This is a genomic window from Segatella sinensis, from assembly GCF_040095255.1.
GTDB lineage: Bacteria > Bacteroidota > Bacteroidia > Bacteroidales > Bacteroidaceae > Prevotella > Prevotella sinensis.
In genome coordinates this window covers 16255-33300 of record NZ_JBBNGE010000038.1, presented here as the reverse complement: position 1 = coordinate 33300, position 17046 = coordinate 16255, and the positions used below count along the sequence as shown (strand labels likewise).

Annotated in this window: 13 protein-coding genes; 9 read left to right on the top strand and 4 right to left on the bottom strand. The window is 46.6% G+C overall.

Going from position 1 to position 17046, the window contains the following annotated elements; genetic code table 11:
* The first annotated feature begins 165 nt into the window (after nucleotides 1-165).
* Nucleotides 166-1728, top strand: a complete 1563-nt coding sequence (locus AAAT87_RS10800) for an ATP-binding protein (RefSeq protein ID WP_349226419.1) — start codon at nucleotides 166-168, stop codon at nucleotides 1726-1728.
* A gap of 184 nt (nucleotides 1729-1912) precedes the next feature.
* On the opposite strand, the gene AAAT87_RS10795 is transcribed toward AAAT87_RS10800, so the two are convergent.
* Complete coding sequence (locus tag AAAT87_RS10795) at nucleotides 1913-2947, bottom strand: threonine aldolase family protein (RefSeq protein WP_349226418.1); 1035 nt, start codon at nucleotides 2945-2947, stop codon at nucleotides 1913-1915.
* A gap of 17 nt (nucleotides 2948-2964) precedes the next feature.
* Entirely contained in the window at nucleotides 2965-3282 is a 318-nt protein-coding gene (locus tag AAAT87_RS10790; protein WP_006847412.1) for a heavy metal-binding domain-containing protein, read from the bottom strand.
* Between the two features lie 131 nt (nucleotides 3283-3413).
* Here AAAT87_RS10790 and AAAT87_RS10785 point away from each other — a divergent pair, with 131 nt between their 5' ends.
* On the top strand, nucleotides 3414-5501 hold the full coding sequence (locus AAAT87_RS10785; protein ID WP_296971599.1) for a S9 family peptidase: 2088 nt from the start codon (nucleotides 3414-3416) through the stop codon (nucleotides 5499-5501).
* 100 nt (nucleotides 5502-5601) lie between these two features.
* Here AAAT87_RS10785 and AAAT87_RS10780 read toward each other — a convergent pair whose 3' ends face one another.
* Both AAAT87_RS10780 and AAAT87_RS10775 read right to left on the bottom strand, forming a co-directional pair.
* The gene (locus AAAT87_RS10780) at nucleotides 5602-7173 is read right to left on the bottom strand and encodes an Rne/Rng family ribonuclease (protein WP_117661859.1); all 1572 of its coding nucleotides are present in this window, start codon (nucleotides 7171-7173) and stop codon (nucleotides 5602-5604) included.
* A gap of 268 nt (nucleotides 7174-7441) precedes the next feature.
* Nucleotides 7442-7726 carry an HU family DNA-binding protein gene (locus AAAT87_RS10775; protein ID WP_089545246.1) on the bottom strand — a complete coding sequence of 95 codons (285 nt, stop codon included), beginning with the start codon at nucleotides 7724-7726 and terminating at the stop codon, nucleotides 7442-7444.
* 167 nt (nucleotides 7727-7893) lie between these two features.
* On the opposite strand from AAAT87_RS10775, the gene AAAT87_RS10770 reads away from it, so the two are divergent.
* The 7 genes from AAAT87_RS10770 to carA all read left to right on the top strand — a co-directional run bounded on the left by AAAT87_RS10770 (nucleotide 7894) and on the right by carA (nucleotide 17042).
* A complete protein-coding gene (locus AAAT87_RS10770; protein ID WP_295024932.1) occupies nucleotides 7894-8727 on the top strand; it encodes a TPM domain-containing protein in 834 nt (277 codons plus the stop codon).
* Between the two features lie 66 nt (nucleotides 8728-8793).
* Nucleotides 8794-9375 carry a LemA family protein gene (locus AAAT87_RS10765; protein ID WP_349226417.1) on the top strand — a complete coding sequence of 194 codons (582 nt, stop codon included), beginning with the start codon at nucleotides 8794-8796 and terminating at the stop codon, nucleotides 9373-9375.
* Between the two features lie 240 nt (nucleotides 9376-9615).
* On the top strand, nucleotides 9616-11067 hold the full coding sequence (gene pyk / locus AAAT87_RS10760) for a pyruvate kinase (protein ID WP_295024930.1): 1452 nt from the start codon (nucleotides 9616-9618) through the stop codon (nucleotides 11065-11067).
* Nucleotides 11068-11188: 121 nt separating this feature from the next.
* The gene (locus tag AAAT87_RS10755; protein ID WP_349226416.1) at nucleotides 11189-11986 is read left to right on the top strand and encodes a polysaccharide biosynthesis/export family protein; all 798 of its coding nucleotides are present in this window, start codon (nucleotides 11189-11191) and stop codon (nucleotides 11984-11986) included.
* 59 nt (nucleotides 11987-12045) lie between these two features.
* Nucleotides 12046-13950, top strand: a complete 1905-nt coding sequence (glmS, locus tag AAAT87_RS10750; RefSeq protein WP_298530492.1) for a glutamine--fructose-6-phosphate transaminase (isomerizing) — start codon at nucleotides 12046-12048, stop codon at nucleotides 13948-13950.
* 105 nt (nucleotides 13951-14055) lie between these two features.
* Entirely contained in the window at nucleotides 14056-15939 is a 1884-nt protein-coding gene (locus tag AAAT87_RS10745) for an amidophosphoribosyltransferase (protein ID WP_296971591.1), read from the top strand.
* Nucleotides 15940-15965: 26 nt separating this feature from the next.
* Entirely contained in the window at nucleotides 15966-17042 is a 1077-nt protein-coding gene (gene carA, locus AAAT87_RS10740; protein WP_349226415.1) for a glutamine-hydrolyzing carbamoyl-phosphate synthase small subunit, read from the top strand.
* Nucleotides 17043-17046 lie beyond the last annotated feature (4 nt).

Below are 17046 nucleotides of genomic sequence, written 5' to 3'. Positions count from 1 at the left end.
AAATTCAATGCAATTCTTGCTGTAGTACAACAGTAAGACGATTACTCATGCCCATAGGGGTGCTGAGTAGTTACTTTGCAGTGATATATTGTTAATAATCAGAAAAATGCTTGTTTTCTGAAATATTATCTGTATCTTTGTACATTAATTATTAAGAGTAAGATTATGGCATCAAAGAGATATCCTTTGGGAATACAAACGTTCTCCGAAATCGTGAAGGGGAATTACTTCTATGCTGACAAGACGGCTATCGTCTATCAGTTGGCTCATTATGCCAAATTTCATTTTCTGAGTCGCCCACGTCGATTCGGAAAATCCTTGTTTGTATCTACTCTCAAGGCCTACTTTGAAGGTAAGAAAGAACTGTTCAAGGGACTTGCCATCGAACAGATGGAGAAGGAATGGACGGCATATCCTGTCATCCACTTGGATCTGAGCTGCGGTAAATATTATAGTTTGGAGAATACATATTCAATTCTAAACGGAATACTAGAAGTAGAAGAGAAAAAATATGGTTTAAAAGTTAATCCAATAGATGAGAAGTCTTTTGGTGGTCGTCTTAAGAACATCTTGCTTGCAGCTACTGCTCAAACAGGGAAGCAAGTTGTCGTTCTCATCGACGAATATGACGCACCTATGCATGATTCTGTCTGTGACGAAGAGTTGCAGAAGACCATCCGCAATATCATGAGAGATTTCTTCAGCCCCTTGAAGCAGCAAGAGGGAAACATCCGCTTTGTATTCATCACAGGCATCTCCAAGTTTAGTCAGCTCAGTATCTTTAGTGAATTGAACAATCTCAAGATTCTCACGTTGAAGGATGAATACAGCAGCTGTTGTGGTATTACCAAGAGTGAATTGTCTCAGTATTTCCGTGAGGGTATTGAGGAGATGGCTGAACATAATGGGCTTACTTATGAGGAGACCTTAGAACAACTCAAGCTGCATTATGATGGCTACCACTTCAGTATCAATAGCGAGGATATCTTCAATCCTTACAGCATCATCAATGCTTTGGACGATAAGGAGTTTAATAGCTATTGGTTTACATCCGGAACGCCTACGTTCCTGGTAGAGTTGTTGCAGCAGAAGAATTTGGATATGCTCAATCTGGACGATTTATGGGTTAATGACGATCGTTTTGATACCCCTACAGAAAAGCTTACAGACCCGATTCCAGTTCTTTTCCAAAGTGGTTATCTTACCATTAAAGGATATGAGCGAAGAGGAAAATTGTATCATCTCTGTTTCCCAAATCAGGAAGTAAGACAAGGCTTCTCGAAAAGTCTCGTCAGGTATTATACTGCGCAAGACATGAACAGATATGATGCCATTGTGTATGCTTATTCCAAGAATTTGCTCATCAATGACGACATGGGAGCCTTTATGCCTCACTTGAAGGCATTCTATGATAAGTTCCCATATACGATTATCAACAATAATGAGCGTCACTATCAAGCCGTGATATTCACCATCTTCACCATGCTTGGCGAAGATATGAAGGTGGAGCATACCACTTCTGATGGAAGAATTGACCTTGTGCTCAAGACGGATAAGAGTATCTTTATCTTTGAGTTGAAATATAAGAAGTCTGTCGACATCGCCATGGCGCAAATCAGCGACAAGGACTATGCCAAGGCTTTTGCTGATGATGGGCGGAAGGTTGTGAAAGTGGGTATTAACTTCTCTGAAAACCAGCGAAGTATAGAGGATTGGGTGATAGAATAAATGAAATAGAAGAAAGTTGGTGGCCTTCATCTGATGAAGGTCACCACACTAGTTTCCTCTTGTCATTTTCCGGAAAAAACAGAAAGATAGAAAATAATCTCTTGAAGGCTTGCCAGTCTCATTTCTTTTTTGTATATATACGTTTCTTCTCAAAATACGCTAATGGAAAGATACATCTCTCCGGCTATAGAGTCCGAAGAATATGTTCCAGTTCATCAAGTTCTTCCTCCTTTGTTGCCCAACTCGTTACAAATCGGCAGATGATTTCGGTATCGCTCTTTCTTTCCCATATTTCGAATGCAACTTTCTTGGAAAGAGCATCGTAGAGGGAAGGTGAAAGTACGACAAACTGCTGATTGGTAGGAGAATCGTAGGCGATAGCTATGCCATGCTTCTGGAAGATGCTGCGGATACGGGTAGCCATGGCGATGGCGTGGCGCGATATCTTGAAATAGAGGTTATCCGTAAACAGCGTGTCAAACTGAATGCCTAGCATTCTGCCCTTGGCAAGCAAGGCTCCATGACGTTTTATGTTAGTGAAGAAATACTTTGGTGCCTTCATGCCTGAAAATACCACAGCTTCGCCCATCATGGTACCCACCTTGGTTCCGCCTATATAGAATACATCACAATGCTTGGCAAGGAATGGCAAGTCATAGTCGCATGCCTCTGAAACCAGACCGTATCCCAGTCGTGCACCATCGATGAAGAGGCGGAGGTTATATTTCTGACAGGTTGCATATAGCGCAGTCAACTCTTCCCTGGTGTAGACCATTCCGAACTCTGTCGGCATCGAGATATAAACCATGCCTGGCTGCACCATGTGAGGATGAGTTTCATCGGCAAGGAAAGTATCCATATATGCAGACAGGGTGCTGGATGTTAGCTTGCTGTTCTCTCCCGGCAGCGTAATGACCTTATGACCAAATGCTTCTACTGCTCCAGATTCATGTACCTCGATATGACCGGTCTCCACACAGATAACTCCTTCGCATCCCATGAGTACGGAGTCGATAACGGTGGTGTTGGTCTGTGTACCGCCTATCAGTAAGAACACTTCAGCATTCTCATTGTCCACGGCTTTACGGATTTTCTCTTTTGCAGATTCTGAGTATAGATCAAAACCATAACCGGATGTTTTCTCACTGTTTGTCTTGCCAAGAGCCTCTAGAATCTCTGGCAGCATACCATTGTTGTAATCACTTTCGAATGAAATCATATGATATAATGATAATATTAGATAATCACCGCCGTTCCGCTGCATGTTACCATCAGCATGGAGCCGCTGTTGCCTACAGTTTCGTAATCCAGGTCGATGCCCACGATGGCGTTGCAGCCCAGGGATGCAGCACGGTCGGCCATCTCTCTGAGGGCTGTATCCTTGGCCTCGCGGAGTGTACTTTCGTAAGAACCGCTTCTGCCACCGATTACGTCACGAACGCTGGCAAAGAAATCCTTCACAAAGTTGGTACCGATGATGGTTTCGCCAGTTACTACGCCACGATATTCACGGATAGGGTGGCCTTCTATGGTTGGAGTTGTACTTAAAATCATAATTTTTTCCTTTCTTTTTATGTTATTGTCAATGTTATTTATAGCTTAGACGATAAAAGATAGCAAAAGGTTGCAGAAAATCAAAAAATATTTGTTACTTTTGCATCGAAAGTTTAATATTTATAGGTTATATGAACAAAAAATTGATGTTTTCGGCAGCACTCGTGATGACGCTGCTTTCGGCAAACGCTCAGAAAAGGGCGTTTACCATCGAGGATTTGTACAAGGTGAAGGGCGTATATTCTGTGAGCCTTTCGCCAGATGGTAAAACTATCTGCTATACCTCCAGTTCTTCTGACCTGAAGAACCAGAAGTCTAGCTCCGACATCTACATCATGAATGCAGATGGCTCTCATGCCAAGGCTTTCACCGAGGATGGCAAAAGCAGTTCTGCCGTGTGGAGTAAGGATGGAAAGAGTATCTTCTTCACTAATTATGAGAAGGGGACGGCTCAGATCTATCGTATGAATCTGGCTACCTGCGAGGCGGAACAAGTAACTGATTATGAGTTGGGGATCGGTAATCCGGTTATCTCTCCAGATGAGCGATACATCGCCTTTACAGCCGAGGTATATCCCGACCTGGGAGCTGATGCCAAGGCCAACATAGCCCGGATGGAGAAGAAGGACAAGGGACCTGTGCAGGCGCATATTGCCGACAAGTTGCTCTATCGTCATTGGACGAGCTATAGCGATGGTAGATGCAGTCATCTCATCCTTTTCGATACACAGACGAAGACTTACAGGGATCTGACTCCGGGTAATTATTCGCTGATATTCATGGCTGGTGGCGGAATCGCCTATGATTTTTCTCCAGACAGCAAGGAAATCTGTTTCGTCTCCAACCACGATGAGCATCAGGAGGCTAGCACCAATGCCGACCTTTGGACGGTATCTGTGAATGGGGGAGAGCCAGTCTGCATCACGAAGGAAAACAAGGCATGGGATGGTACTCCAACCTATTCGCCCGACGGCAAGTATATTGCTTACCGCTTGCAGCAAATACCTGGCTATGAGTCTGATCGTTTCCGTCTTGCCATCTACGACCGTGCTGCAAGGAAATCTACTATCCTGACAGAGAAGTTTGACAACTGGGTGGATGATTACAAATGGGCACCAGACGGCAAGAGTATTTTCTTCCTGGGTGAGGTGCAGGGCGCACAACCTCTCTACAAGCTCGACATTGCCAGAAAGACCATTTCGCCGGTAGTGACAGGCAAGGCTATCTCTGAGTTTGATTTCGACAATAAGGGGATGGTGTATTATACTTACAGTACGACAGGCAAGCCATCGGCTCTCTATCGTCAGCAGATGAAAAAGTGGAATGGAACTCCTGTGGCTCGCGGCAAGGAACAGCAGATAACTTTCCTCAACCAGAAGTTGGAGGATGAGGTGGATATCCGTCCATCTGAGAGCATCTGGGTGGATGGCGCTGGCGGCGACAAGGTACAGGTGTTCATCGTGAAACCACACAACTTTGATGCCAGCAAGAAGTATCCGCTTATCATCAATGTGCATGGTGGACCCCAGATGCAGTGGATGAATTCCTTCCGTGGCGACTGGCAGGTTTATCCTGCTGCCGGTTATGTGGTGGCTTATCCTAATCCTCACGGTTCTACAGGATATGGTCAGGCCTTTACACGTGCCATTTCCGGTGACTGGGGCGGAAAGGTATTTGAGGATGTGATGAAGGTTACTGATAAATTGGCAACCCTGGAATATGTTGACTCCACCAGGATGGGAGCGATGGGATGGTCGTATGGTGGCTATATGATGAACTGGCTGCAGGGCCATACCAAGCGATTCAAGTGTCTGGCTTCTATGATGGGCGTATATGATCTGCGCTCAATGTGGGGCAGTACCGAGGAAGTATGGTTCCCTAACTTTGAGCTGGAGGGACAGCCTTACAATTCCGATCTCTACGAGAAGTGGTCGCCATCCTCATACATCAAGAACTTCTCTACGCCAACCCTCGTGATGACAGGCGAGCTGGACTATCGTGTACCTTATACGCAGAGCTTGCAGTATTTCACGGCATTGCAGACCCTGAACATTCCTTCTCGACTGATTGTCTTGAAGTATGATGGTCACTGGCCAAGCAACCTGAAGTCGATGCCGCTCTATTACAATGCGCACCTCGACTGGTTCCATCGCTATCTCGGCGGTGCTCCTGCACCTTGGGACACAGAGAAAATGGTGAATAATGAGATAGAGTACTAAAATGCCTTATATATAATAAGGGGTGTAGAGAAACTGAAATAATAAAAGCTCCATTCGCATCTGAAATGGCGAATGGAGCTTTTTCCTGAGAATTAAAAACTTACTTTGTTTCCTGTTCTTCCTGCATATCCAGATACTGGTTGTCCTTGTCGTAGAATTCATACTGGAGGAACGCCAGTTTTTGTGATGGAATTACATTGAAGCCGAAACCATACTTAAACTGCCATTTGCGCTTCAGGGAAATGAAGCCCTTGTTGATGAAGGCAGCTACGTAAGGATTCACATACAAAGTGAATTTCTTGACGCCAATCTTGTTGACTAGGCGGTCGATTTTTCTTTCCAACTGGTCGGTGAAAAGGATGCTCGATTTGATTTTGCCCGAACCGAAGCAGGTAGGGCAGGTCTCCTCTACGTTTACGTCCATGGCAGGGCGTACACGCTGGCGGGTAATCTGCATCAGTCCGAACTTGCTCAGAGGCAGGATGTTGTGCTTGGCACGGTCCTTCTGCATGTTCTTGCACATGCGCTCATAGAGCAGCTGTCGGTCTTCGGCAAGATTCATATCGATGAAGTCCACCACAATGATTCCTCCCATATCACGGAGTCGCAACTGTCTGGCCAATTCATCGGCAGCGCCGAGGTTTACATCGAGAGCATTCGCTTCCTGACCTTTCTCACGAGTACGGTTGCCGCTGTTTACATCTACCACGTGCAGGGCTTCGGTATGCTCGATGATGAGATACGCACCGTGCTTGTAGTTGACAACTCTTCCAAAACCAGCCTTGATCTGCTTGGTGATGCTGAAGTTGTCGAAGATAGGCACCTTACCGGTGTAGAGCTTAACTATGCCCGCCTTTTCAGGGGCTATTAGAGAAACATAGTCCTTCACCTCGTTCATCACACCTTCATCGTTGACGAAGATGTTCTCGTAAGATGGGTTAAACAAGTCACGCAGGAGAGCGACGGCTCTTCCGGTCTCCTCGAAAGCGAGTTGCGGGCGCTGCTGGGTCTTCTGCACCTTGGCGATAGCATCCTCCCATCGCTTCACCAGGACTTTCAGCTCAGCATCGAGCTCAGCGACTCTCTTTCCCTCAGCCACAGTGCGGACAATTACACCGCAATTCTTTGGTTTTACGCTGTGAATGAGTTGTTTGAGTCGGGAGCGTTCTTCACCGCTTTTGATTTTCGACGAGACAGAAACTTTATCACCGAATGGCATGAGTACCAGGTATCGTCCTGCGAAAGATATTTCGCCCGTAAGACGAGGACCCTTGGTAGAGATTGGTTCCTTTACGATTTGTACCAGCACTTCCTGTCCCACTTTGAGAACATTCTGAATGCTGCCGTCCTTTTCCAATTCAGGCAGTTTGCTGGCTTTAGAGAATGGGAAAAGTTTCTTTCTGTCGCTCTGTACTTGTTTAAGGTACTTCTGGTAGGAATTAAAATGACTTCCCAGGTCAAGATAATGAAGAAAGGCGTCGCGTTCATAACCTACATCTACGAAGCATGCGTTAAGTCCCGGCATGAGTTTCTTAACCTTTGCGATGTAGATGTTTCCCACAGAGAACGAAGCCTCACGTGGTTCATTCTGGTATTCCACCAGCTGCTTATCCTCCATGAGAGCGATAGAAATGTCCTTCTGCTGGACGTCAATTACAACTTCGCTTGTCATACTCTTCAATAATCTTTTTACTTAAAGTTACTAATAACACTTTACAAAAAGGGGCATGCCTATCCATGTTGATATGACACGCCCCCTCAGTCTGTGGAACCGACTGAGAGCATTTTCAGCTTCTAGAAAAGCTTACTTGCTCTTATGTCTGTTCTTACGTAATCTCTTTTTACGCTTGTGAGTAGCCATCTTGTGACCCTTCTTTTTCTTTCCGTTTGGCATGATTTTAAAATTTTAAAATATTGTTATTATAAAAATGTTAATTCTCTTACTGAGCGTTCTGCATCTCCTCGATGAAGCTCTTAGATGGCTTGAAGCTTGGCAAATCGTGAGCTGGGATGGTGAGAGTGGTGTTCTTAGAGATGTTGCGAGCGGTTTTAGCTGCACGGTGCTTGATGTTGAAGCTACCGAAGCCACGCAGGTAAACATTCTCCTTGTTCTGGATGAGGCTCTTCTTTACCTCCTCCATGAACGACTCTACTACTATGCTAACTTCCTTCTTAGCCATACCAGTAGCGATTGCTACTTCATTTATGATATCTGCTTTGGTCATTTCTCTTCTTTTATTTATTTTTATACTTAATAATCTCAAATCGGTGTGCAAAGATACAAGTTTTTTGCGATATAACAAAATAGTTAAGGCTTTTTTTGCAAAAAAATGCTCTAAGTATTTGCATATTAGGTTTTTATTCTGTATTTTTGCACTAAAATTGAGAATTTATGGCTTTTAAGAGACATTTTTTAGTGATGATATGGATGGCTTTCAGCGTCTTATCGCTGTCTGCCAAGAGGGAGTGGAATGCGGATAATGTGCCGATTCCCTTCCTTCAGGACTCCACGCAGTATGTTTCTGATCCCGATGGCTATGTGGATAGGGCACTCAAGGATTCGGCTAATTTCTACCTGCAGAAGCTGAAGCTGGAGTGTGGCGTGCAGAATGTGCTCATCATCGTGGGCAGGGTGGCTAACCAGGATGCTTTCCGGATGGCACAGGATGTGGGCAACAAGTATGGCATCGGCTACAAGAAAAGCCGCAGGGGACTGGTTGTCGTGATTGCCGTGGAAGACCACAAGTACTTCATCGCTCCCGGCAGCGGACTGGAAGGAGAGCTGACGGATGTGGACTGTGATGATATTGCACGTGCCTGCATCGTGAAAAACATGCGCGAGGATGCTCCCGGCGAGGCTGTAGCCTCTGTGAGCCGTGCTATATATAATAAGGTGAAAAGCGGACGTACTGGAATTGAGTCGGTAGATGAGGGGACGGTGAATGATGAAGAGGATTGGGCACTGGTCGTTATCCTGTTCCTTCTCTTTTTCGGAATCCCGATCTATTACCTCGTCCGTTACATCCTGGAGCAGGTGGGTCTGGTTAAACCAAGACCGAAGGGAAAGGGGAGAAACCAGTCGCGAAGAAGAAATGATGATGACGACTGGTTGCCGCCGTTCTTCATGGGCGGCGGAGGATTCTCCGGCGGTGGAGGAGGCGGCTTCTCTGGCGGCTCCTTTGGCGGTGGAACATTCTCTGGCGGCGGTTCCGGCGGAAGCTGGTAGTAGTTGGTAATTAATAGTTTATAGTTGATAGATAATCAATAATCATTAATCAATAATAAAAAAAGTATGAAGAAAACAGGATGGATCATCTTAGGCATCATCGTTGTATTGGTGCTCTGGGTGTTCAGTGGTTATAATGGTATGGTAGGAGAGCAGGAGAAGGCTACTACCGAGTTGTCTAACATGCAGGCTCAGTATCAGCGTCGTGCCGATATGATGCCTCAGTTGGCTAAAATCGTAAAGGCTTATGCCAAGCATGAGAAGGAGACTTTCGAGGAGGTGACCAAGGCTCGTGCTTCTGTAGGACAGGTAAAGCTGGATGTGAATAATCTCACTGAGGCTAGCATGAAGCAGTATGCAGCTGCTCAGGGTGAGTTGTCTAATGCCTTCTCCAAGCTGATGTTGGTGGCTGAAAGATATCCTGAGTTGAAGGCAAGCGAGAACTTCAAGGCTCTCCAGATTCAGGAGGAAGGTACTGAAAACCGGATCAGCGAGGCTCGCCGTAAGTATAATGAGGCAGTTCAGTCTTATAATCAGACGGTTAGAAAGATGCCTAATGCCATCATTGCCGGCATTTTCAATTTCAATGTAATGCCTAAGTTTGAGGCAGCAGCTGGCGCAGAGAAGGCACCAGACTTGGATATCTAGGAAAATAAATTCAGTCAAGAATGTCGCCCTGTAGGGGCAAAAGCATTGACCATGTGATGCTTTTGTCCTTACAGGGCGTGTTTGATTTCCTTTCAATCTGTTACATTCGTCATATTTTATATATATTTTGTATTTCTGATGAATCGTATTTCAGATTTTCTTTGTACCTTTGCACAAAATTTGAGAAAAGTGGCAGAAATGTCACGATAACATTGAAATTTCTATAAGGTAATTACAAATATGAAACAAACAAAGATTGTTGCTTCCATCAGCGATCGCAGATGCGATCAAAATTTTATCCGAAAACTGTTTTTTGCGGGCATGAACGTAGTTCGTATGAATACCGCACATGCTACAGAAGATGGAATCCGTACCATTGTCAAGAACGTTAGAGCTGTGTCTCCACATATTGGTATCATGATTGATACCAAGGGTCCGGAGGTGCGCACTACCGACGTAAAGGAGCCTATACATTATAATATAGGTGACGTGGTGAAAATCTTCGGTCGTCCTGATGTAGATTCTTCTCATGATACCGTGAACTTGAGCTATCCTGATATTGCTGCCGATTTGAAGGTGGGCGACGACATCTTGTTTGATGATGGCGAACTCGACATGAAGGTTGTTGATATTCAGGGTCCTATGCTCGTGGCTGAGGTTCAGAACGAGGGAATACTGGGGGCTCACAAGAGCGTGAACGTACCGGGCGAGCACATCGACCTGCCTGCGCTTACAGAGAAAGACCGCAGAAACATCGAGCTTGCCATCGAACTGGATATTGATTTCATCGCTCACTCATTTGTGCGCAATGCAGCTGATGTAAAGGCCGTGCAGGATATTCTCGATGCTCACCACAGCGACATCAAGATTATCTCTAAGATCGAGAACCAGGAGGGTGTAGATAACATCGATGAGATCATCGAATCCTGCTATGGTATCATGATTGCCCGTGGTGACTTGGGTATAGAAGTGCCTATCGAGAGAATCCCTGGTATTCAGCGCCGCATCATCGCCAAGTGCGTGAAGGCTCAGAAGCCGGTAATCGTTGCTACACAGATGCTCCACACCATGATCAAGAATCCTCGTCCTACACGTGCTGAGGTTACAGATATTGCCAACGCAATCTTCTACCGTACAGACGCCCTGATGCTTTCTGGCGAAACAGCTAGCGGTAAGTATCCGGTAGAGGCTGTTCAGACTATGGCACGCATTGCCGAACAGGCAGAGAAGGACAAGTCGCCTCTCAACGACATTGATCCGATGGAGGATGGAAAGATTGACCAAAAGCTCTTCCTGGCTCATGCTGCCATCGAGGCAACCAAGAAGTTGGGCGTTGCCGGTATCATCACCGATGGTGAGACGGGTCAAACTGCCCGCTGCCTGGCTTCGTTCCGTGGTCCTAACCCTGTGCTTGCCATCTGTTACAAGGAGAAGCTTCAGCGCTGGTTGAACCTGAGTTATGGTATTATTCCAATCCATCAGAAGGATCAGGTTTCTACCAAGGCTATGTTTACCGCAGCGGTACGTATGCTCCGCCAGAAGGGTTACCTGGGTGAGGAAGATAAGATTGCTTACCTGAGTGGTAGCTTCGGTGAGGGTGGAGGAACCACCTTCGTAGAAATCAACAAGGTGAAGAAGATCTTCGATAACAGCTATACCTTCAATTTACCATCAAATGGCATTGAAGACTAGTTAAAAAGGTCATTATTTTAAGAAAAATAATGCGATGGAGTAAATATTGGTGCAAAAATTTGCAGTATTCAAAAAAATGCTGTAATTTTGCACCAATATTATATAACGAAATTTGTTGAGAATGAAAAAAATCATCTATTCTGCGCTTGTCGTTTTGACAATGGTCTTGATGCTTAGCAGTTGCGGAAGCACCAAGAATGTGGCTTATTTTCAAAATGCCGATCAGGTGAGTTTGGCAGCTTCAAAGATGCTTTATGACGCCAAGATTATGCCTAAGGACGAATTAACTATTACCGTTTCTACTACCGATCCAAAGGCTGCAATGCCTTTCAACCTTACTGTCTCCAAGACCACTGGTATGGAAGGACAGTTGTCAAGTACCCCAACCCTCTTGGGTTACCTGGTAGATAACAGTGGTAACATTCAGTTCCCGGTTGTTGGTCAGCTTCATGTAGCTGGTTTGACCAAGAACCAGTGCGAGGAATTGGTCAAGAATAAGGTTCGTCCATACATGTCTGATAAGGAGAATCCTATCGTTACTGTAAGAATGGCAAGTTACCGTGTAGTAGTTACGGGTGAAGTTAATGCTCCAAAAGTAGTAAGCGTTCCTCAGGAAAAGATGAGCATCATCGAGGCCTTGGCTTCAGCAGGCGATTTGACCATCTATGGTAAGCGTGAGAATGTGATGCTGATCCGTGAGGATGCTCAAGGAGAGAAGCATATTCATTACCTGAACTTGAATGATGCTAACATCATCAACTCTCCATATTTCTATCTGCAGCAGAATGATGTTATCTATGTAGAGCCTAACAAGGTGAAGGCACAGAACTCAGCTATTGGTTCTGCCACATCACTCTGGTTCTCTGCTGTAAGTATTTTAACATCAGTTGCATCATTGGTTGTCAATATCTTGCGATAACAGCAAAGGATAAAAGGTCAGGATTAACAAACGAAAATACAACATAAATATATATAAGTATGTGTGGCATAGTAGGATATTTAGGTAAGGGTGACGCTTATCCAGCCCTCATCAAGGGCTTGAAGCGTCTGGAGTACCGCGGATACGATTCTGCGGGAGTTGCCCTTATTGGCAATGACGGCTCTTTAAATGTATATAAGGCAAAGGGTAAGGTGGCAGATTTGGAAGCGTTCTGCGCTGACAAGGATATTTCAGGGCATGTAGGTATTGCTCATACACGTTGGGCCACCCATGGAGAGCCTTCAGCTGTGAATGCTCATCCTCATTATTCTTCAAGCAAGAACCTTGCCATGATTCATAATGGTATTATCGAGAACTATGCCGACATCAAGAAGAACCTGATGGCAAAGGGTGTGGAGTTCAAGAGCGAGACCGATACTGAGGTGCTCGTACAGCTCATTGAATACATCCAGATGAAGAAGGATCTTGATTTGTTGACCGCCGTTCAGGTTGCGCTCCGTCAGGTGATTGGCGCTTACGCTATCGCTATTCTCGACAAGCGTAACCCTGACCAGATTATCGCTGCCCGCAAGCAGAGCCCGCTGGTGGTGGGTATTGGCGAGGACGGAGAGTTCTATCTCGGTTCGGATGCCAGTCCTATCATCGAATATACCGACAAGGTGGTTTACCTGGAGGATGGCAACATCGCCGTGATGCGTCTCGGACAGGAATTGCAGGTGGTGAATATCCAGAACGTAAAGCTCAACCCTGAGGTTCAGACCGTGGATATCGATCTCGGCCAGATTGAGAAGGGTGGTTTCCCTCACTTCATGCTGAAGGAAATCTTCGAGCAGCCTGAGTGCCTGCGCAACTGTATGCGTGGCCGTGTGGTGAGCCGCACCGTGGAAACCCGTGTGATGACCGACGGCGACGATACAACCTGCAAGACGGAGACAGAGATGGGCGTAGTGCTCAGCTCCATCACTGACCATCGCCAGCAGCTCCTCAATGCCAAGCGAATCATCATCGTGGCTTGTGGAACATCATGGCACGCCGGACTCATCGGCAAGCAGATGATTGAGAACTACTGCCGCATCCCGGTGGAAGTGGAATATGCATCAGAGTTCCGTTACCGCAATCCTGTGGTAACGAAGGATGATGTCGTCATCGCCATTTCCCAGAGTGGTGAAACCGCTGATACCCTGGCTGCCATCAAGCTTGCCAAGGAGAGCGGTGCGTTTATCTATGGTATCTGTAACTCCATCGGTTCTTCCATCGCACGAGAGACAGATACGGGTACCTATATTCACGTAGGTCCGGAGATTGGTGTTGCTTCTACCAAGGCTTTCACCGGTCAGGTTACCGTCCTTATCCTCCTGGCACTTGCCATCGGTAAGGAGAAGGGTACCATCAGCGAAAACGATTATCAGAAGATTACAGAACAGCTTTGGAACATTCCTGCCAAGATGAAGGAGGTGCTGAAGCTCAACAATAAAATAGCTGACTTGAGCCGTACGTTTACATACGCTCGCAATTTCATCTATCTGGGCCGCGGATTCCAGTATCCTGTAGCCCTGGAAGGTGCCTTGAAGTTGAAGGAGATTAGCTACATCCACGCTGAGGGTTATCCTGCTGCGGAGATGAAGCATGGTCCTATCGCATTGATTGACAGCGATATGCCTGTAGTAGTCATTGCTACCCATAATTTCATGTACGAGAAGGTCTTGTCTAATATTCAGGAGATCAAGGCCCGTCAGGGTCGTGTCATTGCTATTGTCAGCAAGGGCGATGAAACCATTTCCAAGATTGCCGACGAAGTGATTGAACTCCCTGAGACTCTGGAGTGTCTGGAGCCATTATTGGCTACTATTCCTTTGCAGCTGCTGGCTTACCATGTAGCTGTATGTAAGGGTAAGAATGTTGATCAACCAAGAAACTTGGCCAAGTCGGTTACTGTAGAATAAGAATGATAAAGGGAATCGTCATTTCTTGACGTTTCCCTTTTTTTGGAGGGGTGTCCCTCGGATAGGTATATTCAGATTTAACTAAAAAAGGATAATAAAAAGAGAATGGAACCATTGAAACATGAGTGTGGCGTGGCAATGATCAGATTGCTCAAGCCACTGGAGTATTACCAGCAGAAGTACGGTACTTGGATGTACGCACTCAACAAACTCTATCTGATGATGGAGAAGCAGCACAACCGTGGACAGGAGGGTGCTGGTATGGCTTGTGTCAAACTGGGCGGAAAGCCAGGACATGAGTATATGTTTCGTGAGCGTGCGGAGGGTAAGAACGCCGTGACCGAAATCTTCGGCAAGGCAAACGCCAACTTCAAGAATTTGACTCCCGAGCAGCTTGCTGATGCTAAGTTTGCCCAAGAAGAACTGCCTTTCGCAGGCGAACTCTACATGGGACACCTGCGCTATAGTACCACCGGAAAGAGTGGCATCCAGTATGTGCACCCATTCCTGCGCCGCAACAACTGGAAGGCGAAGAACCTCTGTCTTTGCGGTAACTTTAACATGACCAACGTAGATGAAATCTTCCAGGAGCTGACCAAGCAGGGCCAGAGCCCACGCATCTACAGCGACACCTACATCATGCTCGAACTGATGGGCCACCGACTTGACAGAGAGGTGGAGCGCAACTTCGTGGCTGCAAAGGCGATGGAGATGGAGAACACCGACATCACCAACTACATCGAAGACCACGTGAAGATGAGCAACGTGCTCAAGACCACGATGAAGGACTTCGACGGCGGTTATGTGGTCTGCGGTATCACCGGTTCTGGCGAGATGTTCTCCATGCGCGACCCTTGGGGCATCCGTCCTGCATTCTACTACAAGAACGATGAAATCGTGGTAGTAGCCAGCGAGCGCCCTGTACTTCAGACCACCTTCGACCTGGAGGCAGAGGATGTGCAGGAGCTGATGCCGGGCACGGCGCTTCTCGTGAAGAAGAACGGCGAGTGCAGTATCGAGCGCATCATGGAGCAGAAGGGCGATTCAGCCTGCTCATTCGAGCGCATCTACTTCAGCCGTGGTTCCGACAAGGATATCTACCAGGAGCGTAAGCAGTTGGGCGAGCAGTTGACCCAGCCTATCCTGAAGGCAGTGGATTACGATGTAGATCACACCGTGTTCAGCTATATTCCGAATACAGCCGAGGTGGCTTACTATGGTATGTTGAGCGGTTTCAAGAAGTATCTCAACGAAAGCAAGATTGAGCAGATTGCCAACCTCGACCATATTCCATCTAAGGAAGAATTATACGATATTCTCGGCGATTTTGTCCGCTCAGAGAAGATAGCATGGAAGGATATCAAGCTCCGTACCTTCATCACCGAGGGCAACAGCCGCAACGACCTGGCGAGCCACGTGTATGATGTAACCTACGGAAGCATCGAGCCGAATGTGGATAATCTCGTTATCATCGACGACAGTATCGTGCGCGGTACAACCCTGAAGGAGAGCATCCTCCGCATCCTCGACCGTCTGCATCCTAAGAAGATTGTAGTCGTATCCAGTGCCCCTCAGATCCGTTATCCGGATTATTACGGCATCGATATGGCAAGACTGGAAGAGTTCTGCGTGTTCCGTGCGGCAATCCAGCTTTTGAAAGAGCGCAAGATGGAGGACCTCATCGAGCAGACCTACGAGGCATGCAAGGCAGAACTTGCCAAGCCGAAGGAGGAGCAGGTGAACCCGGTTCGTGCCATCTACAAGCCGTTCACCATCGAGGAAATTAACGAGAAGATAGTAGAGATGCTCCGTCCGGAAGGCATGACCACTCCTATCCAGCTCGTGTTCCAGAGCATCGAGGGCTTGCGCGAGGCGATTCCAAACCACAAGGGCGACTGGTATTTCACCGGTCATTATCCAACCCCAGGCGGCACGAAACTCTGCAACCAGTCGTTTGTGAACTATATCGAAAACGTTTATCATCAGTAAGAAAATAAAAGAATCAAATGTCAGATATGAAAAAAGTAACCTTAGTTTTGAGCGATGGAACCAAGTTCCATGGCAAATCTTTTGGATATGACGCTCCTGTAGCGGGCGAGGTTGTGTTCAACACAGCCATGATGGGATATCCAGAGAGTTTGACCGACCCTTCTTACGCCGGTCAGTTGATGACACTTACATTCCCTCTCGTGGGCAACTATGGTGTGCCACCATTTACTTTCGAGGAGAACGGTTTGCCAACCTTCATGGAGAGTGACAAGATTTATGCTTCTGCCATCATCGTGAATGATTACAGCGAGCAGTACAGCCACTGGAATGCAGTGGAGAGTCTTGCCGACTGGTTGAAGCGCGAAAAGGTGCCAGGAATCACAGACATCGATACCCGTGAGTTGACTAAGGTGCTTCGTGAGCATGGTGTGATGATGGGTAAGATTCTCTTTGATGATGAACCTGACAACATCCCTGAAGCTAACTATGAGGGTGTAAACTTCGTTGACCAGGTGAGCTGCAAGGAGATTATCCGTTACAACGAGGGTGCCGGCAAGAAGGTGGTACTCGTTGACTGCGGTGTGAAGGCAAACATCATCCGTTGCCTCATCAACAGAGGCGTTGAGGTAATCCGTGTGCCTTGGAATTACGATTACACCGATATGGACTTCGACGGCCTGTTCCTGGCCAATGGTCCTGGCGACCCAGACATGTGTGAGGATGCAGTAAACATTATTCGCAAGCAGATCAGCCAGAGCCGCAAGCCTATCTGCGGTATCTGTATGGGTAACCAGTTGCTTTCCAAGGCAGCCGGTGCTACCATCTACAAGTTGAAGTATGGTCACCGTTCACACAACCAGCCAGTGCGCATGGTAGGAACCAACAATTGCTACATCACCTCTCAGAACCATGGTTATGCCGTTGATGCCAAGACATTGGACAACGATTGGGAGGAACTCTTTGTAAATATGAATGATGGCTCTAACGAGGGTATCCGCCACAAGGTGAACCCTTGGTTCTCAAGCCAGTTCCACCCAGAGGCTTGCTCAGGCCCTGTGGATACTGAGTTCATGTTTGATAAGTTTGTAGAAACACTTAAATAATTAG